Raw genomic sequence first — 21,609 nt, 5'->3', positions numbered from 1 at the left:
ATATGTAATAGTATACTAAATATAAAAAAAGGGAAGTGGCAAATGAGAAATATTTGGAAAGTATCATACAATTACCATTTATAACTAGAAGACCTTTAAGAGTCTGATATAGAATTCTCATAAATATTTTATGCAAATAAATTACCAAAGAAATTTACATAGACCTTAAAGATACAGAATGGTGGAATGTGGTATACAACTCTTTAGCAGTTAGTTTGAATACTTAACTCTTTCGTAACAGGATGAATACACACAAAAAATCTACTCGTTGTGTAATCTAAATGTTATCAGTAAATGATATTCCATTTCATAATAAATGTTGTTTTCAAACTTTTTAATCTGAAATTCATCAAGGACAGGTTTTTTATTTCTGATCACCCACTTTAAGAATCTATTAATGGATATTTTTGCATTTTATGCCTTTTCGAGCGCTCGGTATAATCACCATAAGACAACCATTCGAGGGGGGCTATGGTATGGTTAAGAGTAGTTAATGGTCTGATTTCTGTCTTTTTTTTGATAATAGTACTCATACAAACATCTCTGTTCAAGAAAGAATTTAAAGAAGAAATTAATAATGATAGAAGTGTTTCAGAGAACTTTATAAAACGATGGGACCAGAGATCGAAAAAGGGAATTATTTTGGGTATTATTGCAATGGTTTTCGGTTTAATAGCCACCTTTTCATCATATTAAAAATGTTATTTAAAAGCATTATTTACATATTGTAAAGAAGAATTGGAAAAACAAAAATAGAGTGTTTTCCGCAAATCTTTTTAATATACAATGGAAGTTTTTAAACTTTTCCAGAAATCCTATTATTGATAGCCGTATTTTATTTTGTATCATTTATGGTGAAGAATACCAAAGACTGAAAGAAAATAATAACGTACCGTTCGGAATACTGCGGTTCAGTTTAAGTCTGACGCAGTTTTGTCTATCGTTCATATAGATTTACTAACCCTTGATGGGCTATTTCCCCATTCATATGCTTTTCCAACTTCTTGGCAGCTTCCATTGTTTCCATTGGCACATCCTGAGTCTTCTTTGAATCCATGAATCCAAGCTGATACTACGTCAAGAAAATAGACACAGGTTTTCTACCGCGCTTTTGCTTGGTGGCCTTCATGGTTCGGGACTCACACCCTATAGATTACACCCATGCCAGGCGCACGACATAACAAAGCCCGGCTGACTCAGCCGGGCTTTGTTAACTCATTTCACTAATGTGTATTTTTTCTTTCCGCGACGAACGAGGATGAACTCTCCCTCAATCTTAGCAGCTTCCGTCACTACAAATTGCAGATCAGTCACTTTCTCTCCATTAATGGAGATGGCTCCGTTTTGGATATCTTCACGGGCTTGGCGCTTCGATGGGGAGATTTTCGCTTCAACGATCAACTCGACCAAACCGATATCTTCCTTGCTTTCACGTTCGAAGCTAGGGACATCTTTAAAGCCCAACTTGATTTCCGCTGCACTTAAATTCTTCACCTCACCGCTGAATAGCGCGGCAGAGATTTTGATTGCCTGGTCAAGAGCTTCCTGACCATGAATCAAACGGGTCATCTCTTCTCCCAACGCTTTTTGCGCTTTGCGCAAATGTGGTTCAGACTGTACGGATTGCTCTAACTCTTCAATCGCTTCACGTGATAGGAATGTGAAGAATTTCAAGTATTTCACAACATCAGCATCGGCTGTATTAATCCAGAATTGGTAAAATTCATACGGGGTCGTCTTTTCCGGGTCAAGCCAGATCGCTCCGCCTTCCGTTTTACCGAATTTCGTTCCATCCGCTTTCGTTACGAGCGGGATCGTCATACCGAATGCTTTTGCATCCTCATCATTGGATTTCCGAATCATTTCAAGGCCTGTCGTAATATTGCCCCATTGATCACTTCCGCCAATTTGCAATTTACAGTTGTAATTGCTGTATAAATGCTCGAAATCAATCCCTTGTAGAATCGTATACGTGAATTCAGTGAAGGAAATCCCCGTTTCCAAGCGAGAAGAAACTGTATCTTTTGCCAAAATGTAGTTAATGCCGATATATTTTCCATAATCACGCAGAAACGTGACGAGATCAATTTTACCCAACCAGTCATAGTTATTAACCATGACTGCACCATTTTCGCCGTCGAATTCAAAAATGTGTGATAGCTGTCTTTTAATGCAGTCGGCATTATAAAGCACTTTTTCCAGCGTTTGCAGCTGGCGCTCCTCTTTTTTACCGCTTGGATCACCGATAAGCCCAGTCGCACCGCCTACTAACACAAGGGGACGGTGGCCGTGCTGCTGAAAACGGCGCAATGTCAAGAATGGCAGTAAATGTCCGATGTGCATGCTATCCGCAGTTGGATCTACACCACAGTATAAAGATATTTTCTCTTTTTCTAAAAGGTCTTTAAAGCCCTCTTCGTCCGTTTGTTGATAAATAATCCCTCTCCACTCGAGTTCCTTAAGCAAATCCATTTAATATTCCTCCTTCATCTCAGAAAAAAAAACCGCAAAAAGCACACAAAAACGCCCCTTCATAAATATGAAGGGACGAATAAATTCGCGGTACCACCCAACTTGAGGACATACTACGCCCTCCGCTCAAGACGAATAACGGTCGTCAACCGTTCACTGCTACTAATCATTTCACAGCAAATGCTCCAGGAAGTAATTCATCATACTATTTGTACCGATTTCCACTAACCACCGGCTCTCTAAAACAGGGATAGTCTGACTACTGGGTCCTATCATCGCGATCAATTCATCATTTTATTGTTGTTAATAAACTTTTATCATACATAAGATTGCTTGTCAACATCCCCCTTACAGATTATAGAAAAATAAGAAAGATGCCCTTTCCCCTACATGTTATATGCTATAATATATGTGATTTCAGGGGGTATGATACGATGAATAATAATCAACAAGATAGATTTCAAACAGTTTGGAAGCAGCTGACGCGTTTTTTCAAAAAAGAAAAGACACAAAAAAACGCGCGGGTTACATACCAAGTCATTTGGAATTTAACGCTGATCCTCATTATTGTTGGGATTCTAGGATTCTCATTCGCCGGCGGCGTCGGAGCCGGCTATTTCGCTGCCCTCGTCAAAGATGAGCCGGTACGCTCAAAAGAAGATTTAAAAAAAGACATCTACAATTATGAAGAGACCTCTGAGGTATACTTTTCTGATGACGTATACTTAGGCAAGCTCAAGAGTGACCTTGAACGTGAAGAAGTGTCCATCGATAAAGTTTCGGAGTATCTTAAAAATGCAGTCATTGCGACAGAAGATGAGTATTTTTACGAACATGACGGGGTTGTCCCGAAGGCCATCCTGCGTGCCATTTACCAGGAATTTTCAAATGCATCCGTCCAATCCGGAGGAAGCACTTTAACACAGCAGCTCATCAAAAACCAGGTCCTCACGAACGAAGTCTCATTTGACCGGAAAGCAAAAGAAATCCTGCTTGCACTCCGGGTGGAAAAGTTCTTTGAAAAGGAAGAGATTTTGGAAACCTACCTAAACGTCTCCACGTTGGGACGAAATTCTTCCGGTCGGAACATCGCTGGTGTCGAGTCGGCTGCTGAAGGTATTTTTGGTGTGGAGGCCAAAGATCTGACTCTGCCCCAATCCGCTTTTATTGCTGGATTGCCGCAAAGCCCTTTCGGTTATACACCATATACCCAGCAAGGAAAACTGAAAGAAAATCAAGAACCCGGCATCAACCGGATGAAAACCGTATTAAAACGAATGTATAGTAACGGATACATAACAAAAGAAGAATATGATAAAGCAAGCGCATACGACATAACAAAAGACTTTATCGGAAAAACGGAGATGCCATCAGAGAAGTATCCATGGCTCACGTATGAAATTGAAAAACGCTCCATTGAAATTCTATCCGTCAGTCTAGCAAAAGAAGATGGATACGAAGAGAAAGATTTAGAGAATGATGATTTAAAAGATCAATATGTAGCACTTGCTGATCGTAAGCTTCGTCAAAACGGCTATAAGATTTATACGACAGTCAATAAAAAGATCTATGACAAAATGCAGGAAGTAACGAAAAACTATCCAAATTTCGGATACGATAAAACGGCACAAGTCGTCGATCCGGATACGAAAGAAATGAAAACGGTGAGCGAGCCCGTGGAGGCGGGAGCCATTCTTATCGAAAATAAAACTGGGAAAATCATCAGTTTCGTAGGCGGCCGCGATTTCAAGCGGGAGCAGACGAACCATGCTACCGCATCACTGCGATCAAACGGATCAACGATGAAGCCGCTGGTGATATATGGTCCAGGCATCGAGCTAGGCAAGATCTCGCCTGGCAGCGTATCGGCCAACGTGCCAATTTCCATTCCAACAGGCGGTAAACCGTGGAGTCCAGGAAACTATGGCGGCGGCAGCTATACGGGAGTATCGACTGCCCGCGAGGCCCTGAAGAATTCCTACAATATCCCGGCAGCGCTCTTTTACAAGAAAATAATCAACTTGAGCCCCGCTTCGTATTTGGAGAAAATGGGCTTCTCCACCGTGACGAAAGCGGATTACTCCAACCTTGCCATGTCATTAGGTGCGATGCAAAAAGGTGTAACCGTTGAAGAAAACGTCAATGCGTTTGGCACATTTGCCAATTCAGGAGAATTCATCGATGCTTATATGATCGATAAAATCGTTTCGAAAGATGGCAAAGTCATCTATCAGCATAAAGTGAAACCAGTGGATGTTTTCTCTCCACAAGCCGCTTACCTGACCCTTGATATGATGCGTGATGTCGTAAACAGCGGTACGGCGGCCTCAGTCAGGAACCGCCTTGCTTTCTCAAGCGATTGGGCCGGTAAAACCGGTACTTCACAAAACTATTGGGACGCTTGGTTCGTTGCCACCAACCCTAATGTATCATTCGGGACATGGCTCGGTTATGACACACCGAAATCCTTGCAAGGGACTTATAATGGTCTAGAATATAATAAACGTAATATGTATTATTGGGCAGATCTGATCAATGCCGCATACAAAGTCGAACCGAAACTCGTCGACCCCGATAAGCGGTTTGAAATGCCGGGCGGGATTGTCAGCCGTTCCTTCTGTGGCGTTTCAGGACTGCTTCCGTCAAGTTCATGTCAAAAGGCAGGACTTGTCAAATCTGATTTATTCATCGCCAAATATGCTCCATCAAGGGCGGATAATAGTTTCATAGATGGACAATATGTATCAGTCGGCAGCAAACGATACGCGGCCCTTCCGCAAACACCTGGCGAATTCACAAGTGGCGGATTCATGCTGAATCCGGAGTCATTTGGAGACATCGGATTGCAATATGTGAATGATCCGGGTTCAGTGATTCCTGGAAGCGAAAAATCAGGTGGTGTTGTCGGGACGAAAGCGAAGCTGAATGATAATGGCAAAGCGCCTGATCCCCTCTCCATAACAATAAGTAACGAAAAGATTACATGGGGCTTGCATCATGAAGGAGATGTCGTCGGCTATCGCGTCTATAAAGACGGTAAAAAGGTAGCAAGCATCAATGCTGGAGAGAATCTTGTTTACAAAGTCAGCTCAGGCGGTTCCTATTACGTAACGGCTGTAGACATAGTCGGTAAGGAATCAGCCCCATCGCAACGTGTAGAAAGCGGTGCTAAGAAGACAAGTTCAAAAGAAGATTCCACAAAGAATAAAGATGATCGCGAAAAAGATCAAATAGCTGACAAAGATAAAAAACCAGACTCAAAAGAAGAGAATAGTACATCAGATAAAGAAAAAGAAGCAGATAAAGAAACAGATAAAAACAAAGAACAAGAGCAAAACAAAGATAAAGACAATACAGATAAAAAAGACCCAGAGACTGACAAAGATAAAGACACAGTCAATGATCAAGATAAAGACACAGTCAATGATCAAGATAAAGACACAGTCAATGATCAAGATAAAGACACGGATAAAGCTGAAGAAGAGAAAGAATGACATTTTTTAAGTAAACAGGCTGTCGGGATATGACCCGGCAGCCTGTTTTTTATAACTTCTCCCTACTCGATTGGTAAATGTGCCCAATACTCAAAAAAGCATCCACGCAAATGTGCATGGATGCTTTTTTACCTTCTCTAAAAACATAGCTCAGCTTCTCAATCCTCCATCGATGATAAATCACCAGTTGGCAGATCCAGTTCCCAAGCTTTCAAGACACGGCGCATGATTTTACCGCTTCTTGTTTTAGGAAGTTTATCCCTGAATTCAATTTCACGTGGCGCCGCATGTGCTGCGAGACCCTGCTTTACAAATTGTCGAATTTCTTCTATCAGCTCATCGTTAGCATCGTAACCGTCACGGAGGGCGATGAACGCTTTGATAATTTCCCCCCGGATTGGATCCGGCTTCCCGATGACCCCCGCTTCAGCTACGGCTGGATGCTCGACCAACTTGCTTTCCACTTCGAAAGGTCCGACTCTTTCCCCTGCCGTCATGATGACATCATCCACCCGGCCTTGGAACCAGAAATAACCATCTTCATCCATATATGCGGAATCTCCGGAAACATACCAATCACCTGGCATAAAGTAAGATTCATATTTCGCTTCATTCTTCCAGACGGTCTTCATCATGGAAGGCCATCCTTTCTTGATGGCTAGGTTCCCCATTCTATGCGGTGGCAGCTCGTTGCCTTGATCATCCACTATTGCCGCTTTCACGCCAGGAATCGGTTTACCCATCGAACCCGGTTTGATTTCCAGGCAAGGATAATTGCATATGACCTGAGCTCCAGTCTCCGTCATCCACCATGTATCATGGATACGGTGATTGAATACCTTCATTCCCCAGCGCACCACTTCCGGATTCAACGGTTCACCTACACTTAAGACATGGCGGAGGGAGCTTAAATCGAACCGTTTAACGATTTCGTCGCCTGCGCCCATCAGCATCCTGAAGGCAGTCGGGGCACTATACCATACCGTTACACCAAAGTCTTCCAAGGTCTTGTACCAGGATTCAGGCTTGAATCTCCCGCCTACAATGACATTCGAGGTCCCTGTCAGCCATGGTCCAAAGATCCCGTAGGACGTCCCTGTCACCCACCCAGGGTCCGCTGTGCACCAATACACGTCCTCATCCTGTAAATCAAGGACCCATTTTGCCGTTTGATAATGCTGGATCATCGCATTATGAACATGTAGCACTCCTTTTGGATTTCCTGTGGAACCCGAGGTATAGTGAAGAATCAGACCGTCATTCCGATCCACCCATTCAATTTCGAATTTTTTGTCCGCTTCTTTCAATTTCTTATTGAAGTTATGATACTTTCCTTCTTCTTTTATATCTTCCCCCACCAAGAAAATATGCTTTAAATGGGGTAATTCATCAACCGGTACGCGCGGCAAAAGTTCAGGTGTCGTCACTAACACACTTGCCTCACTATCTTCAAGACGATCCCTTATTGCACCTTCCATGAATGCTTCGAACAACGGCCCTACGACCGCTCCCGTTTTAATCGCACCCAACAATGCAAAATAAAGCTCCGGGGAGCGAGGCATGAAGATGAAAACACGATCACCTTTTTCCACATTGGCAATGTTCTTGAACACATTTGCCGCTTGATTCGTATAATCCTTCATTTCCTTGAATGTATACTTTTCATTTCTTTTATCGTCTTTGTAATAAAGGGCTACTTTGTTCTTTTTGTATGTTTCTACATGGCGGTCAATGGCTTCATACGCAAGATTCACTTTACCGGTTTCAGACCAGGAGAATTCCTTCTCCGTCTCGGACCAGTCAAACTTCTTGTATTTTTCATCATAATTCTTTAAATTGAAATTACCTTCCACTACTGGCAACGCTTTCACATTCATACGACAAACTCCCCCTTTATTCGGCTCTATATTTTCATTATAGTATAAGAGGAGAATTATCTCAATTTTTTAAATATTCAACACTTCCATTTTAGGGAAATTCCTTCTTGCTGAATCTTGAATAATACAAGTTTATTGTTATAGTTAAGGTGAATTCATATTGATGGGCGGGAAAGAAGAAGCCCTGTAACAAAAGATTCATATATGCCTTGAACTTTCTGAATTATGCCCCTTGTTTTTATGTATAATTTATGTAAGCTTTCAATGCTTCTTATACTCCGGAATGCGAGAGTGAAAGATTACTATTTTACAAGGGGGTGAAAGAATGGAATATAATAAGACCTTTTATACTAAGGAACTGCAGACATTAAGCGGAACTCTCATCATCGAGGGGCCGTTAAACGGCGAAAGAATGTCCGCTTATGAGTTTCACGAAGACTTGGTCGCCTTTCGCCCGCCTGCTTTGCAGCATAAAGCGTTAATTGAGATTGCAGACTTGCCTGAGGGCAGGATCTTCATCGCCCGTGAAAATGAAACAATCGTGGGTTATGTAACTTACTTATATCCCGATCCCTTGGAGCGCTGGTCGGAAATCGAGATGGAGGACCTGATTGAGCTTGGTGCAATCGAGGTCATCCCTAAATACCGGGGTGCCTCCGTCGGTAAGAACTTAATTCGCCTTTCCATGGAAGACGATTCCGTTGAAGACTTCATCATCATCACCACTGAATACTATTGGCATTGGGATTTGAAAGGAACAGGCCTGAATATTTGGGACTATCGTAAGGTCATGGAAAAAATGATGAGTGCCGGCGGCTTGGTCTACTTTGCAACAGATGATCCTGAAATCAGTTCCCACCCGGCCAACTGCCTGATGGCACGTATTGGCAAAAGAGTCCCGCAGGAATCCATCCAAAAATTCGACCAATTGCGTTTTATGAATCGGTTCATGTATTAAAGAGGCGAGGAAGAGGAGGAAGGAAAATGATTGTTGAAACAATAATGAATGAGGGTATCATCACCCTCACTCCAACGGATACAATCCATAGCGCTGTCTTGATCATTAAGGAGAAACGAATTCGCCATATACCCATTGTCGATGACAGCTTTCAACTTGTGGGATTAGTCAGCGACCGTGATATTCGGGATGCTGCCCCCTCTATATTCCGCACCGCAGAATACAAAAATGATTTACAAAAACCACTATCCAGCATCATGAAAACGGAAATAATCACAGGGCACCCGCTAGATTTCGTGGAAGAAATCGGGGCTGTTTTTTGTGATAACAATATCAGCTGCCTTCCAATTGTAAAGGGAAGGAAGTTAGTAGGCATCATAACCGGTTCTGATTTACTTCATTCATACGTTGAGTTGACTGGAGTCAATCAGCCCGGTTCCCAAATCGAAATCAGAATCCCGGATAAGGCAGGTAGCCTTCATGATATTGCCCATATTTTCAAAAGGCGCAATACGAATATCCTCAGTACTCTTGTTTATCCTGAAAAAGATGGTACCGATTATAAAATTCTTGTAATTCGTGTGCAGACGATGAATCCATTTATGGTGGTGGAGGATTTGAAGAAAGAGGGCTATACCGTGTTATGGCCTAGTCTACCGGGGATTTCCCATGAATGATACATCCCTTTTTGTCTATTCGGATGAACTTCTTACCTATAAATTCAACGATGATCATCCGTTCAATCAAAAACGACTTAAACTCACGCTTGATTTATTAAAAAAACACCATGCCATTAGTGATGATCAAATTATCAAGCCCAGAATGGCTACCGATGAAGAATTGGAACTGATCCACGATCCGCATTATGTAAACGCTGTCAGATTGGCGGGTGAGGGCAAACTCCCCACTGAAAAGGCTGTAAATTACGGGCTTGGAACGGAAGATACCCCAATATTCCCCAACATGCATGAAGCAAGCGCCTTGCTTGTCGGAGGCACCTTGACGGCCGTGGATCTCGTCATGACAGGTCAGTCCCTGCACGCACTAAATCTTGGAGGGGGCCTGCATCACGGTTTCCGCGGGAAAGCCTCAGGCTTTTGCATTTATAATGATAGTTCGGTAGCGATTAAGTATTTGCAAAAGAAATATGGCGCACGCGTCTTGTATGTTGATACAGATGCCCACCATGGTGACGGAGTCCAATGGTCATTTTATGACGATCCGGATGCATGTACACTATCCATTCATGAAACGGGCCGATACTTATTTCCCGGCACGGGCAATATTAACGAACGGGGTCAAGGAAAAGGCTATGGCTATTCATTCAATATCCCGGTCGATGCGTTCACGGAAGACGACTCTTGGCTCGAATGCTATAGGGCTGCCTTTAAAGCGGTCATAGAATTCTTCAAACCGGATGTCATTTTAACGCAAAATGGAGCAGATTCGCATTATTACGATCCACTTACCCATTTATCTGCCACCATGAAGATATACAGGGAGATACCAAAGTTGGCCCATGAAATGGCCCATAAGTATTGCGACGGGCGCTGGATTGCCGTGGGCGGCGGCGGTTATGATATATGGCGCGTCGTCCCGAGGGCCTGGTCTAGGGTCTGGCTTGAAATGACGAATAATGATATTTCAGGTCCCCTATCAAAAGAATGGATTAATACATGGCAGCCGGAGTCCCCTGTGCCCCTCCCGATAGAATGGGATGATATGGAAGATATATATGAACCCATTCCAAGGAAGCCTGAAATTAGCGAGAAGAATGCCCTAACGCTTGAAAAGGTCCTTTATCCCATCCGTTCTTCCAAGCAAACATCGTCAAGCAATGAACAAAGCTAATGAAAGGATCGTTGAAAAACGATCTTTTTTGTTTGTGGATATAACCTGTGGAACAAAAAAATGAGAGCGCCCTCGGGGCACTCTCTAAACCAGATTATTTCGTTGATTGACGTTCTTCAATCCGATGTGGCAGGATCACTATTTCATGACCTTCTTCCACTTCCTCTTTATTCATCAATTTTGTCAGGAGCCTCATCGCAACCGCACCAATATCATATAAAGGTTGGACGATTGTCGTGATTTGCGGACGTACCATCAAAGTCAATCTAGTATTGTCAAAGCTGATCACTTCAAAGTCATCCGGTACATTATGTCCTTTGTCCTGGGCGGCATGGACAATTCCAAGCGCCATTTCGTCGGCGCCGACAATGAATGCTGTTGGTTTCTCATCCGCTTCCAGGAACTTTTCAAAAGACTCAATTCCAGAATCATATGTATAATCGCCTTCAACAATATAACTTTCATTATATGAAAGCCCAGCCTCTTTCAACCCGCGTTTATAACCAGCCAATTTCTTTTCATTAATCAGCATGGACAGGTTTCCGCTTACAAGGGCGATATGCTTGTGTCCTTTTTGAGCGAAAAAAGTCACTGCGTCGAATGCCGCCGCCTCATAATCAATATTAACCGATGGAATTTGTCCGCTTTCATCCACCGAACCGGCAAGAACGATTGGAACGGGTGAATTCTTAAACTCTTTGACATGCTCGTCAGAAATGTTGCCTCCCATGAATACGATACCATCCACTTGTTTTCCAAGCATCGTATTCAACAAATGGAATTCCTTATCTATATTCTCATCAGAACTACTTAGAATGATATTGTATTTATACATGGTCGCTATATCTTCTATACCTCGTGCCAATTCGGCAAAAAAGATGCTGGAGATATCCGGTATAATGACCCCAACTGTAGTCGTTTTCTTGCTGGCAAGACCCCTTGCCACTGCATTGGGACGGTACCCTAACTTCTCAATCACATCCGAAACTTTCTTCCTTGTCGCTGGCTTTACATTTGGATTCCCGTTAACTACGCGGGAAACGGTGGCCATGGAAACATTCGCCTCACGCGCCACATCATAAATGGTTATATTATTCATTCATCCATTCCTCCATTTCTTTCATTTTTCCCATAAAAGACCCGAATTATTTCGGGAAATATTCTTTTATGCGTTTTCCTCTATAAGGAAGATTTCTCAGGAACGATCTGCCTAACAAAAAATGCAGTCTTACTCTCTTCTCAGCCAAATATTCAATACCCTTTTCAAGTATAAAATTCACATAGATAACTCTTTATGTATGACTCAATCTTCCGAACAGTTCTCATTCTTGTTATTTATCATACGATAGTCGAATCTTTCCTGCAATCCAATAGTGCCTATTTCGATACTTTTTCTGAAAAAACCATTAAAAAGAGCCCTTGCCAAGGTGGTAAGGGCCTTAAATAGATATTTTTAAGACTTTTCAGCTTATACAGTAACCCAGTTCAAACGTTTAATTTCTTCGTAGAATTCATCAAATTGTTTGAAGTCCATTTGCTGTGCAGAATCCGATAAAGCAACGGAAGGATCCGGATGCACTTCTGCCATAACTCCGTCAGCACCGATGGCAAGAGCCGCTTTAGCTGTTGGAAGCAATAGGTCGCGACGTCCAGTGGAATGCGTTACATCAACCATGACCGGTAAGTGAGTTTCTTGTTTTAAAATCGGTACAGCAGAGATATCAAGTGTATTTCTTGTTGCTTTTTCGTAAGTTCGGATACCGCGTTCACAAAGGATGATGTTACCATTACCCTGCGACATGATGTATTCCGCTGCATGAATGAACTCCTCAATCGTTGCAGCCAGACCGCGTTTTAAAAGAACTGGTTTATTTACGGCACCAGCCGCTTTTAACAAGTCGAAGTTTTGCATGTTGCGTGCACCGATTTGGATGACATCAATATGATCGATAGCCGCTTCAATATCGTTAGCACTCACGATTTCACTGATGACAGCCAAGCCGTATTCATCAGCAACACGTTTAAGTATTTGCAAGCCTTCCAAACCAAGTCCTTGGAAATCATATGGAGATGTACGTGGCTTGAATGCACCGCCGCGCATCAATTTCAAACCTTTAGCTTTAATGACTTCAGCTACCGCAGCTGTTTGTTCATAAGATTCAACGGCACATGGTCCGAAAACGAAGCTAGGAATCCCATTACCGACCAATTCACCCTTAATGTCGATGATGGTGTCTTCTGCCTTTTGTTTTCTAGAAACAAGAAGCGTTTTCTTCTGATCATCTTTTTGAAGCTCCAAGCCCAATTTGAAGATTTCCTTGAAAATATGTTTAATCGAACCAAGATCAAGTGGTCCTTGATGATTAGCTTCGATAAGATCCAGCATCGTTCTTTCACGGACCGGATCGTAACGGTTTACACCTTGTTTTTCTTTTACGCGGCCAATTTCCTGTACAAGTTCAGCACGTTGATTAATAAGATGTAATAACTGAAGGTTCACATCGTCCAGTTGATTACGAAGTCCATCAAGCTCTTTGTTGCTCATTACAAATCCATCCCTTCGTTTTTTAAAATAGAAATCGGTTTTGCGATCATCAAACTCAAAAATACCTTTGTAGTCTTCGATCATCCATCCCGATCATTTTATCAATGAAAAATTTAGAATATTTCATGTATAATTAAATCAATTATAAATGAAGTATCCGCAAATGTCACGATATTTTTCTTTAATAATTAAACGCTTTTAAGCATTAAAGTTATAAATACATAAAAGTAGGTGTTACCACGCAAGAAAAACTGCTTGCGTTAGATATTGGAACACGTTCCGTTGTAGGAATTATATTGGAAAATGCACAGGAAAGCTATCATATAATTGATACCTTATCTCAAGAGCATTCTGAGAAAGCGATGCGTGATGGACAAATTCACGATGTCCCAGCCGTATCCAAAGTCATTTCCCATATAAAAAGTCAACTTGAATCGGTACATGGCCCATTTAAGAAGGTATCCGTAGCAGCAGCTGAAAGGGCGTTAAAATCGAACGGGCGGGAGCGGCAATCAATATCGCCGGCAAGCCAATGTTGAATATTGAAGATATTCTCCACCTTGAATTCAGTGCCGTCCAGGAAGCTCAGACCATCGCCGCCAAACAAAACACTTCTCAATCCAACATTAAGGGATGTTGCGGAAAAGTTACATATTACAGCAGACCTTCTCCATTCCTATTTTTTTGAAGATAATCGATTCATCCTTTCAAGAAAGCTAGCCGAGTTCCGGCGAGATGACGTGCTTTTGGATGAGAACGAGATCATTCTTTCAGGAGATTCACTTAGCTTTGTCCAGCAAAAGCCAGAACCATTCATTTTTCAGGATATATTCCGCCATATTGAGATCGATTTCCCCAGACAGGGAAATAAACGCTTCATCCTCATCAAAAACGAACAAGAAACGACCTTTCAAGAACAAGTTTCCCCTGAAGATCGTTTAAAAATCCTTTGGCCAACCATTGTATGAATGGTGGCATTGTAAAAGGCCGGATCCTAAGGGATCCGGCCTTTATAAAATCATTCAGTGATGGCCTTGCTCAATGAATCATTTGTAATCCGCCAATGAGATTCATTCCATACCGGTTTTCCACTTTTAAAAAGTATGGCCTGGGGTGATTGATGCTTGATATCAAATGCTTCTGCCACATAATTGGAAAGTGGACGAGCTTCCTGAACGGCTAAATAGGCCGTTTTAAGTTGTTCGTTCCCTAAGATATACTTCTCATATTGTTCATATGCTTCCGCACTGACAGGGCAAGTTACACTATGCTTGAATAACAGGAATGTATCCTCTTTTAAAAGCTCATTGAATTGTTCTTCTGTTTCAATTTTGGTTATGGTCATACTATATGTCCCCTTTCCTTGTCCTATAAATTTTACCATCAAAAAGGCGATGAAGCCATTGATGCGCTTCACCGCCTTATTCTTCGTACCTCTATGCATCTTCATCCATATTGAATGAATGAAAGGGTTTAGAGTTTATTTCGTCAATTTATTTTCAGTTTCTTCAAATGCTTTTTTCGCTTCATCAAGTTTTAATTTTGCCGTATTCTTGTTTTCGCTTGTAGGGTCGGCTGGATTATTTTCTGAGTCCGTGCCGTTAGCAAAATTGGTTTCGACGGATACGATTGGAGAATCGGAAGCTCCCGTTACATCTATATCCTTATTGCTCGAATTTGTCGTATCATCAGCCGCGTCACCGTTTTCTTTTCCCGTTTTTAAGCTTTTCACTTTATTAACGATATCGGATGATTTATTTGAAACGATCTCAGTGACGGAACTTGTTTTTTCTTTTGCAGTATCGGCAAGAATAGTACCTTTTTCAATAGCTGTTTGTCTTAATTTTTCTGTTTTCTCTGAAATGTTTCTAGCTTGTTCATTAAAATCATTCCTTAATTCCTTGCCTGCTTTCGGAGCCATGAACAAAGCGGTGGCCGCTCCGATCATCCCGCCGATTAAGGCGCCAATCATAAAGTCTTTTGAATTGATCGAGTCGCGTTCGTCCTCATAGGATTTCTGATAGTCCTTTGTCTGAAATTCTTTTTGAGTCATAATACATTCCCCTTTCAATTTTCAGTTATTTATTTTTATTTAACTAGATTTTAAGATCTAGAACGTAAAAACCTTTTTTTAGGTAAATTATCGGTTTCCAATGCTACCCTTTCTAACTCCGCCCTTTCAGCGGGGCTCGGGGCAGCCTGTTTGGTTCTTGACTTCCATTTGTCCCGAATCTCTAAGGCTACGTTACTCCATTGTACAATTTGTGAGATTCGTTCTTGATTATTATCAATCTCCGCCTGCACTTTATGGGAAACCTTTTGGACCGAAGAATTAAAGCTAGAGATGGATGTACCCACTTCCTTCACAGCATCAACCACTGTGTTCAGGTTTTCTGACTTATGCTGCAAATCTTCAGCCAACGTATTTGTTTTATGTAATAACTGGGTAGTTTCGAGCGTTATGCCCTGCATTTGGCTCTCAAGTCCTGTCAGCGTCCGGGCCACACTGTCCAGGGTGGTTTGAAGTGATGTCAGTACCTTTGTTAGGAATATAACAAGGATCAAGAAAGCTATCGCTGCAACAGCAGCACTTACGTATAAAATAATCTCCATTGGAACACCTCCGAAAAAAATCGACTTATTTGGTAACTGATAGTTATTAATTACCCCTTCCCTAATATTATAAACTTATTTATTTTTTCAATATACCCTATCAAACCCTAATCTGGAAATATTATTGTCTAAATCCAGTTCCTCCATAAAATTCTACGGGTGACACTTATGGCCGGAAATCGGGTATGATAGAAAGATAAGTCGAATTTATACAATGGAGGTATTTTAATGAAAGATCCCAGAATTGAAACATTGGCCAAAAACCTAATCAATTATTCCGTGAAGCTTCAAAAAGGTGAAAGAATCTTGATCGAAAACTTTGGATTGCAGCGTGAACTTGTTAACGCCCTTGTTAATGAAGCCTATGCAGCAGGTGGTTACCCGTTCGTTCTTTTAAAGGATCATCAAGTGGATCGTGCCTTGTTGATGGGTGCCAAAGAAGAACAGTACAAGATGATGGGTGAGTTTGAAGCGAACGTAATGAGCCAGATGGATGCATATATCGGCCTACGCGCCGGGGATAATATCAATGAACAATCCGATGTCCCTCCAGAGAAAATGACGATTCATGGACAAACAGTCGGTAAAGTACATAGAAATATCCGCGTGCCAAAAACAAAATGGGTCGTCCTTCGCTACCCGACAACTTCCATGGCCCAATTAGCCAAAATGAGTACAGAAGCTTTCGAAGACTTTTATTTCGAAGTCTGCAACCTCGACTATGGCAAAATGAGCAAAGCCATGGACAGCCTTGTTGAATTGATGGATAAAACGGATAAGGTCCGCTTAACTGGGCCCGGTACGGACCTAACCTTCTCCATCAAGGACATTAAAGCCATCAAATGTGCAGGTGAGCTGAACATTCCTGACGGTGAAGTATATACGGCTCCTGTGAAAGATTCCATCAATGGAGTGATTTCGTATAATACTCCATCCCCTTATCAGGGTTTTACTTTTGAAAACGTGAAGTTAACATTCAAGGATGGAAAAATCGTTGAAGCAGTTGCGAATGATACGGAACGCATTAACAAAATTTTTGATACTGATGAAGGAGCACGATATGTCGGTGAATTTGCAATTGGTGTAAATCCTTATATTCTACACCCGATGCAAGATATCCTCTTTGATGAAAAAATTGATGGAAGTTTTCATTTCACTCCCGGACAATGCTATGATGATGCCTTTAACGGAAACCATTCAGACATTCACTGGGACCTGGTCAATATTCAACGCCCTGAATATGGCGGAGGGGAAATCCATTTTGATGACGTCTTGATACGTAAGGACGGACGTTTCGTTTTACCGGAACTGGAAAATTTAAATCCAGAAAATTTAAAATAACGAAAAAACCGGCAGCATACTAAATATGCGGCTGGTTTTTTTTATTAAATACCGATAAAAAAACGACCGACCCACTAAACGGGATCGATCGTTTTTTTATTTTACCTGCAGTGAATGCTCGTAGGCAGCTTGGAACTTTTGAATGTCCCCCGCACCCATGAATAACACGACACTGTTTTCATGATTTTGCAATATTGATGTTGTGTTCTCCGTAATCAGCTCGGCACCAGGAATTTTATCTTGAAGGTCTTCAATCGATAATTTCCCTTGATGTTCACGAGCAGATCCAAAAATTTCACATAAGTATACTTTGTCGGCCAAATTCAAACTGTCGGCGAATTCATCCAGGAATGCTTGCGTTCTCGAGAAAGTATGCGGCTGGAATACCGCAACAACCTCACGCTCCGGATATTTTTGACGCGCTGAATCAACAGTTGCTGAGATTTCAGTCGGATGATGCGCATAATCATCAATGATGATCTGACTTCCGATTTCCTTTTCGGAGAACCGGCGTTTAACTCCGCCAAAAGTGCGCAATTGGGCTTTCACAGCTTCCGTATCCAAGTTTTCATATTTACAAAGTGCAATGACACCAAGTGCATTCAATACATTATGCTTTCCAAAAGTAGGGATAGTAAATGTATCATAGTAATTGTTTCTTACATGCACATCGAAAGTAGTGCCATCCGGAGAGACGGAAACATTTTTCGCTTGAAAATCATTTCCTTCTGCAAATCCGTAAAAAATAACCGGTACTTTCGCCTGAATATGTGGTAAATGCTCATCATCACCGCACGCAATAATGCCTTTGTTGACTTGAAGGGCCATTGCTTGGAATGCCTCGAACACGTCTTCGACATTTGCGTAATAATCGGGGTGATCAAAATCAATATTCGTCATGATTGCATAATCCGGATAATAAGAAAGGAAATGACGGCGATATTCACATGCTTCGAATACGAAGTAATCGGAATTCACGATTCCTTTACCCGTTCCATCCCCAATCAGAAAGGATGTCGGTTTAGCGCCACCCATTACATGTGCAAGTAATCCGGTCGTTGATGTTTTTCCATGCGCTCCCGTAACCGCCACACTGATAAAGTTTTTCATGAAATCACCAAGGAAACGGTGATAACGGATGATCGGCAAACCAAGTTCATTTGCCCTCACGATTTCCGGGTGACTATCCGGAAACGCATTTCCTGCAATGATGGTCATTCCAGGTTGTATATTTTCCTCATTGAAAGGAAGGATGTTAATCCCGGCTTTTTCTAATGCCAATTGTGTAAAAAATTCTTTTTCGTAGTCAGAACCCTGCACTTCAATATTCATATCATGCAGTATTTGTGCAAGAGCACTCATACCCGACCCTTTAATTCCCACAAAATGGTAAGCAGTCATAAAGCGAACCTCCACCAATCGTCTACCTGTATGACAGTATATGACGTCATCTTTTATTTGTTTTTCTTTACGAGACTTGTTAGAAACGCAATTTCTTCATAGGTTTAATGCTTATATTTTCAATCATTCATCAACAAATAACTATTATATCACTTTTTTATTCATACATCCATGTCAGGCAGATGCCAATTTATCAAATCATTGGCTTTTCCGTCCATTAAGGTGATAACAACGGGTTTTCACCCTTTCACATTATATACAATTTCCTTTTAATCGGTTCTCTTAATTACCATCTAAAAATTCCAGTTCTTCTTCTGTAATCAAAACATCCCTGGGTCTTGATCCTCTGGATTCAGATACGACTCCCTGCTGCTCCATCATTTCTATTAGACGCGCTGCACGGTTATAACCGACTCTGAAGCGCCTTTGGACGCTTGATGCAGATGCAGCCTGCTGGCTCACGACAAATTCACAAGCCTCGAAAAACAGTTCATCCGCTTCTTCAGTGACCTGGGCCCTATTCAGTAAGTCTTCCTGTTCAAAAAGATACTTCGGTTGCTGCTCCAATTTCACGTGGTTGACGACTTGATCTATTTCTTCGTCGCTTACAAAAGTTCCTTGCAAACGAACCGTTTTTGATGAACCGTTTTCAGCAAATAACATATCTCCTCTTCCTAACAGCTTTTCTGCTCCCCCACTATCGATAATCGTGCGCGAGTCGACCTGGGAAGAAACAGAGAACGCGATCCTTGTCGGGATATTTGCCTTGATCAATCCAGTGATGACATCGACTGAAGGTCTCTGAGTGGCTACAATTAAATGAATGCCACAGGCCCGGGCTTTTTGAGCAATGCGACAGATCGCCTCCTCAACATCAGCCGGGGACATCATCATTAGATCCGCAAGCTCATCGATGATCACCAGGATATAGGGCAGCTTGTTCGAATATTGACCGGCTTTTTCCGCTTGGTCATTAAAGCGGCTGATATCACGGACACCGGCATGTACAAACAATTCATAGCGTCGTTCCATTTCCTCTACCGCCCATTTCAACGCAGCCGTAGCGGCCTTTACATCGGTTATGACCGGACTGACCAAATGCGGGATTCGATTATACGGGGCAAGCTCGACCATTTTCGGATCGATTAATAGTAATTTCAACTCCTGAGGCGTCGCCTTATAAAGCAAGCTGACCAGCATGGTGTTGATACAGACACTTTTCCCTGATCCCGTTTGTCCGGCAATCAATCCATGAGGCATTTTTCTCAAATCCGTGATAATAGGCTGCCCTGATATATCAAGGCCGAGTGCCACTGCAAGAGGTGATTCATGCTCTTGAAATTCAGTACTTTCCAAAACCTCTCGCAAAAATACCGGCTTGCTTTTCCTATTCGGAATCTCAATCCCAATTGTATGTTTACCCGGTATCGGCGCTTCCATCCGCATATCCTGGGCGGCAAGGCTTAATTTGATGTCATCCATCAGGTTTGTCACTTTATTCACCTTCACTCCCGGTTCCGGATGCACTTCGAAACGAGTCACTGCCGGCCCTTGAGTGACATTGACAACTTTTGCACGGACATTAAAATTTTTCAACGTCTCATCCAGTAATAAAGTTTGTTCCTCGAGCCACTCATCATCATGCACAGCATAAGTAGGAGGTGTCAACAACTCAATATTTGGAAACACATAGTATGGATTATCATCGACTTCCAGGGAACCAAAAGATTCTGGGGCTGCACTCTGTCTCCCTTCTGCTTTGGAGAAGGCTGCACCACGATTACCACTTTCAGAAATGGAAGTTTCATGGACCGGGTTCGAACCGATATTGGCTTCAACAGCATTTTCGGGCTTGGCGACCTTTTCGGAAACATAGTTGGTTTCCGTAAAGTTTACGGGTTCTGGAGTGACAGGAGTTCCATCTTTCAACATACCCTTGCCTTCCTCCGTCTGCCCTTCAGGAATGGTTGGTTTCGCTTGTCCTGCCTCCGCTTCATCAGCATTAATTAGAGGTTCCTTTTCAAGTGAAACTATTCCCCTTTCGGCATTAAGGCTTTTTTTTTCCGGGATCATTTTATTCAAGAACTCGTTTCTTTTTCGATCTTGCTTAAGCATCATCACATTAAAAGGGATATGTTTTTTCGTTGGTTTAGGCTGTTCATCCGGTATCACAGATGATGATTCACTTGCATGACTCATCGGTTGAGGTGATAGTACCGCGGTTTCCCTAGGAACCTCTATAGCTTCAGGCGGTGCATCTTCAACCTGTTCCATTATGGATACAGCGACTTCTCGTCCAAAATCATCATGATCGTGTTCATAAGCCTTTTTTTCTTCCACTTGCTTTGTTATTAGTTCAGCGGGCTCGCTTACTGGTTCTTCAGGTGCCGCCTCAATGGAATTTTCACGAAAGAAAGCGGGTATCTCCGACCCTTCTCTTTTTTCTTCCACTTGTTCTGGTACAAGAACGGATGGTTCTATCTTCAATTCCTCATAGGCTGTTGGAACTTCAGGGATTGATGCTGGAATATCATTATGAAGTTCTTCTTTTTTAAGAACAGGCAGTGTGCTTTCTAATTCATATTCGACAATTTTTTCAGAAGGGACGATCTTTTTTTCCGGACGGCGAAATCCATAAATAGGTGAAGGGATTTCCGTTGGGCGGAATGGAGTATTCGACGGGACTATTTTTGGGTTTGAATCCCGATTCGTGCTTCTCCTTTTTGGTTCAGGCTCCCGATTCGTGCTTCCCCGTTTTGGTTCAGGCTCCCTCACTGGCCTTCTCGTTTCTTTGGTCATGTTTCCCTGCTTTGGTTCGCGATCTTCTTTCTTTCTTTCCCTAGGGCTTCTTTTGTTATGCTCCCTGTCGGGAATGAGAGGAAACTTGAACTCTCCTTTTGGATATTGAAACAGGATTTTTGTATCCGGATCTTTTGTCTGGGACATTTTTTCCACTGTTTGATTATAAACTTTTATTTCTTCTTTCTTTTCCTTAGAAATCTTCGAAAAATCCATATTCCTTAATGTTTCTTCATCAAGCGGTTCATCTATAATAAT

General features: G+C 42.0%; 16 protein-coding genes and 1 other annotated feature. Of the genes, 7 read left to right on the top strand and 9 right to left on the bottom strand.

From position 1 onward, the window contains the following. Nucleotides 1-1,215: 1,215 nt before the first annotated feature. Nucleotides 1,216-2,472, bottom strand: coding sequence for a tyrosine--tRNA ligase (gene tyrS, locus ACFWE9_RS02805; protein WP_377355463.1), 1,257 nt, complete (start codon nucleotides 2,470-2,472; stop codon nucleotides 1,216-1,218). Between the two features lie 68 nt (nucleotides 2,473-2,540). After that, nucleotides 2,541-2,757 (bottom strand) — a binding site (T-box leader). Nucleotides 2,758-2,906: 149 nt separating this feature from the next. Between tyrS and ACFWE9_RS02800 the strand changes: the two genes are divergently transcribed. Beyond that, a complete protein-coding gene (locus tag ACFWE9_RS02800) occupies nucleotides 2,907-5,966 on the top strand; it encodes a transglycosylase domain-containing protein (protein ID WP_377355461.1) in 3,060 nt (1,019 codons plus the stop codon). A gap of 158 nt (nucleotides 5,967-6,124) precedes the next feature. Here ACFWE9_RS02800 and acsA read toward each other — a convergent pair whose 3' ends face one another. Further along, nucleotides 6,125-7,843 carry an acetate--CoA ligase gene (acsA, locus tag ACFWE9_RS02795; RefSeq protein ID WP_230154600.1) on the bottom strand — a complete coding sequence of 573 codons (1,719 nt, stop codon included), beginning with the start codon at nucleotides 7,841-7,843 and terminating at the stop codon, nucleotides 6,125-6,127. Between the two features lie 325 nt (nucleotides 7,844-8,168). Here acsA and ACFWE9_RS02790 point away from each other — a divergent pair, with 325 nt between their 5' ends. From ACFWE9_RS02790 to ACFWE9_RS02780, 3 genes are read left to right on the top strand one after another with little or no spacing between them, the layout of a single operon-like run. Beyond that, complete coding sequence (locus tag ACFWE9_RS02790; RefSeq protein WP_230154598.1) at nucleotides 8,169-8,801, top strand: GNAT family N-acetyltransferase; 633 nt, start codon at nucleotides 8,169-8,171, stop codon at nucleotides 8,799-8,801. Nucleotides 8,802-8,827: 26 nt separating this feature from the next. Continuing rightward, nucleotides 8,828-9,478 carry an acetoin utilization AcuB family protein gene (locus tag ACFWE9_RS02785; protein ID WP_230154596.1) on the top strand — a complete coding sequence of 217 codons (651 nt, stop codon included), beginning with the start codon at nucleotides 8,828-8,830 and terminating at the stop codon, nucleotides 9,476-9,478. Then, on the top strand, nucleotides 9,471-10,652 hold the full coding sequence (locus ACFWE9_RS02780; RefSeq protein WP_377355458.1) for an acetoin utilization protein AcuC: 1,182 nt from the start codon (nucleotides 9,471-9,473) through the stop codon (nucleotides 10,650-10,652). The genes ACFWE9_RS02785 and ACFWE9_RS02780 overlap by 8 nt, the downstream gene beginning before the upstream one ends. Nucleotides 10,653-10,746: 94 nt before the next feature. Here ACFWE9_RS02780 and ccpA read toward each other — a convergent pair whose 3' ends face one another. Both ccpA and ACFWE9_RS02770 read right to left on the bottom strand, forming a co-directional pair. Beyond that, complete coding sequence (gene ccpA, locus ACFWE9_RS02775; protein WP_230154592.1) at nucleotides 10,747-11,751, bottom strand: catabolite control protein A; 1,005 nt, start codon at nucleotides 11,749-11,751, stop codon at nucleotides 10,747-10,749. 369 nt (nucleotides 11,752-12,120) lie between these two features. Further along, entirely contained in the window at nucleotides 12,121-13,197 is a 1,077-nt protein-coding gene (locus ACFWE9_RS02770) for a bifunctional 3-deoxy-7-phosphoheptulonate synthase/chorismate mutase (RefSeq protein ID WP_230154590.1), read from the bottom strand. Nucleotides 13,198-13,493: 296 nt separating this feature from the next. Here ACFWE9_RS02770 and ACFWE9_RS02765 point away from each other — a divergent pair, with 296 nt between their 5' ends. Both ACFWE9_RS02765 and ACFWE9_RS02760 read left to right on the top strand, forming a co-directional pair. Next, nucleotides 13,494-13,736, top strand: coding sequence for a cell division protein FtsA (locus ACFWE9_RS02765; protein ID WP_230154589.1), 243 nt, complete (start codon nucleotides 13,494-13,496; stop codon nucleotides 13,734-13,736). Between the two features lie 21 nt (nucleotides 13,737-13,757). Beyond that, nucleotides 13,758-14,165 (top strand): hypothetical protein, encoded by a 408-nt coding sequence (locus ACFWE9_RS02760; protein ID WP_230154588.1) that lies wholly within the window; start codon nucleotides 13,758-13,760, stop codon nucleotides 14,163-14,165. Between the two features lie 50 nt (nucleotides 14,166-14,215). Here ACFWE9_RS02760 and ytxJ read toward each other — a convergent pair whose 3' ends face one another. The 3 genes from ytxJ to ACFWE9_RS02745 form a co-directional block, all read right to left on the bottom strand. Then, nucleotides 14,216-14,542 carry a bacillithiol system redox-active protein YtxJ gene (gene ytxJ / locus ACFWE9_RS02755; protein WP_230154587.1) on the bottom strand — a complete coding sequence of 109 codons (327 nt, stop codon included), beginning with the start codon at nucleotides 14,540-14,542 and terminating at the stop codon, nucleotides 14,216-14,218. A 135-nt stretch (nucleotides 14,543-14,677) separates the two neighbouring features. Next, nucleotides 14,678-15,250, bottom strand: a complete 573-nt coding sequence (locus ACFWE9_RS02750; protein WP_230154586.1) for a YtxH domain-containing protein — start codon at nucleotides 15,248-15,250, stop codon at nucleotides 14,678-14,680. A gap of 50 nt (nucleotides 15,251-15,300) precedes the next feature. Further along, nucleotides 15,301-15,810 carry a DUF948 domain-containing protein gene (locus ACFWE9_RS02745; protein ID WP_230154585.1) on the bottom strand — a complete coding sequence of 170 codons (510 nt, stop codon included), beginning with the start codon at nucleotides 15,808-15,810 and terminating at the stop codon, nucleotides 15,301-15,303. 228 nt (nucleotides 15,811-16,038) lie between these two features. Here ACFWE9_RS02745 and ACFWE9_RS02740 point away from each other — a divergent pair, with 228 nt between their 5' ends. Then, nucleotides 16,039-17,151 (top strand): aminopeptidase, encoded by a 1,113-nt coding sequence (locus ACFWE9_RS02740; RefSeq protein WP_377355455.1) that lies wholly within the window; start codon nucleotides 16,039-16,041, stop codon nucleotides 17,149-17,151. Between the two features lie 96 nt (nucleotides 17,152-17,247). On the opposite strand, the gene murC is transcribed toward ACFWE9_RS02740, so the two are convergent. Next, nucleotides 17,248-18,552 (bottom strand): UDP-N-acetylmuramate--L-alanine ligase, encoded by a 1,305-nt coding sequence (gene murC, locus ACFWE9_RS02735; RefSeq protein ID WP_377355453.1) that lies wholly within the window; start codon nucleotides 18,550-18,552, stop codon nucleotides 17,248-17,250. Between the two features lie 282 nt (nucleotides 18,553-18,834). Further along, nucleotides 18,835-21,498 carry a DNA translocase FtsK gene (locus ACFWE9_RS02730; RefSeq protein ID WP_483878210.1) on the bottom strand — a complete coding sequence of 888 codons (2,664 nt, stop codon included), beginning with the start codon at nucleotides 21,496-21,498 and terminating at the stop codon, nucleotides 18,835-18,837. Between the last annotated feature and the right edge of the window lie 111 nt (nucleotides 21,499-21,609).

This window comes from Peribacillus sp. NPDC060253 (genome assembly GCF_042727425.1).
Lineage (GTDB): Bacteria > Bacillota > Bacilli > Bacillales > DSM-1321 > Peribacillus.
Note: the sequence above shows the minus strand (reverse complement) of the source record. Positions and strands in the feature narration are given on the sequence as shown.

What these genes read in the sequence shown, in the direction of transcription:
- ACFWE9_RS02790 (WP_230154598.1), top strand. Translation starts at nt 8,169, where the DNA reads ATGGAATATAATAAGACCTTTTATACTAAGGAACTGCAGACATTAAGC.
- ACFWE9_RS02785 (WP_230154596.1), top strand. Translation starts at nt 8,828, where the DNA reads ATGATTGTTGAAACAATAATGAATGAGGGTATCATCACCCTCACTCCA.
- ccpA (WP_230154592.1), bottom strand. Translation starts at nt 11,751, where the DNA reads ATGAATAATATAACCATTTATGATGTGGCGCGTGAGGCGAATGTTTCC.
- ACFWE9_RS02730 (WP_483878210.1), bottom strand. Translation starts at nt 21,498, where the DNA reads ATGTCCCAGACAAAAGATCCGGATACAAAAATCCTGTTTCAATATCCA.
- ACFWE9_RS02800 (WP_377355461.1), top strand. Translation starts at nt 2,907, where the DNA reads ATGAATAATAATCAACAAGATAGATTTCAAACAGTTTGGAAGCAGCTG.
- ACFWE9_RS02750 (WP_230154586.1), bottom strand. Translation starts at nt 15,250, where the DNA reads ATGACTCAAAAAGAATTTCAGACAAAGGACTATCAGAAATCCTATGAG.
- ACFWE9_RS02780 (WP_377355458.1), top strand. Translation starts at nt 9,471, where the DNA reads ATGAATGATACATCCCTTTTTGTCTATTCGGATGAACTTCTTACCTAT.
- acsA (WP_230154600.1), bottom strand. Translation starts at nt 7,843, where the DNA reads ATGAATGTGAAAGCGTTGCCAGTAGTGGAAGGTAATTTCAATTTAAAG.
- ytxJ (WP_230154587.1), bottom strand. Translation starts at nt 14,542, where the DNA reads ATGACCATAACCAAAATTGAAACAGAAGAACAATTCAATGAGCTTTTA.
- ACFWE9_RS02745 (WP_230154585.1), bottom strand. Translation starts at nt 15,810, where the DNA reads ATGGAGATTATTTTATACGTAAGTGCTGCTGTTGCAGCGATAGCTTTC.
- murC (WP_377355453.1), bottom strand. Translation starts at nt 18,552, where the DNA reads ATGACTGCTTACCATTTTGTGGGAATTAAAGGGTCGGGTATGAGTGCT.
- tyrS (WP_377355463.1), bottom strand. Translation starts at nt 2,472, where the DNA reads ATGGATTTGCTTAAGGAACTCGAGTGGAGAGGGATTATTTATCAACAA.
- ACFWE9_RS02770 (WP_230154590.1), bottom strand. Translation starts at nt 13,197, where the DNA reads ATGAGCAACAAAGAGCTTGATGGACTTCGTAATCAACTGGACGATGTG.
- ACFWE9_RS02740 (WP_377355455.1), top strand. Translation starts at nt 16,039, where the DNA reads ATGAAAGATCCCAGAATTGAAACATTGGCCAAAAACCTAATCAATTAT.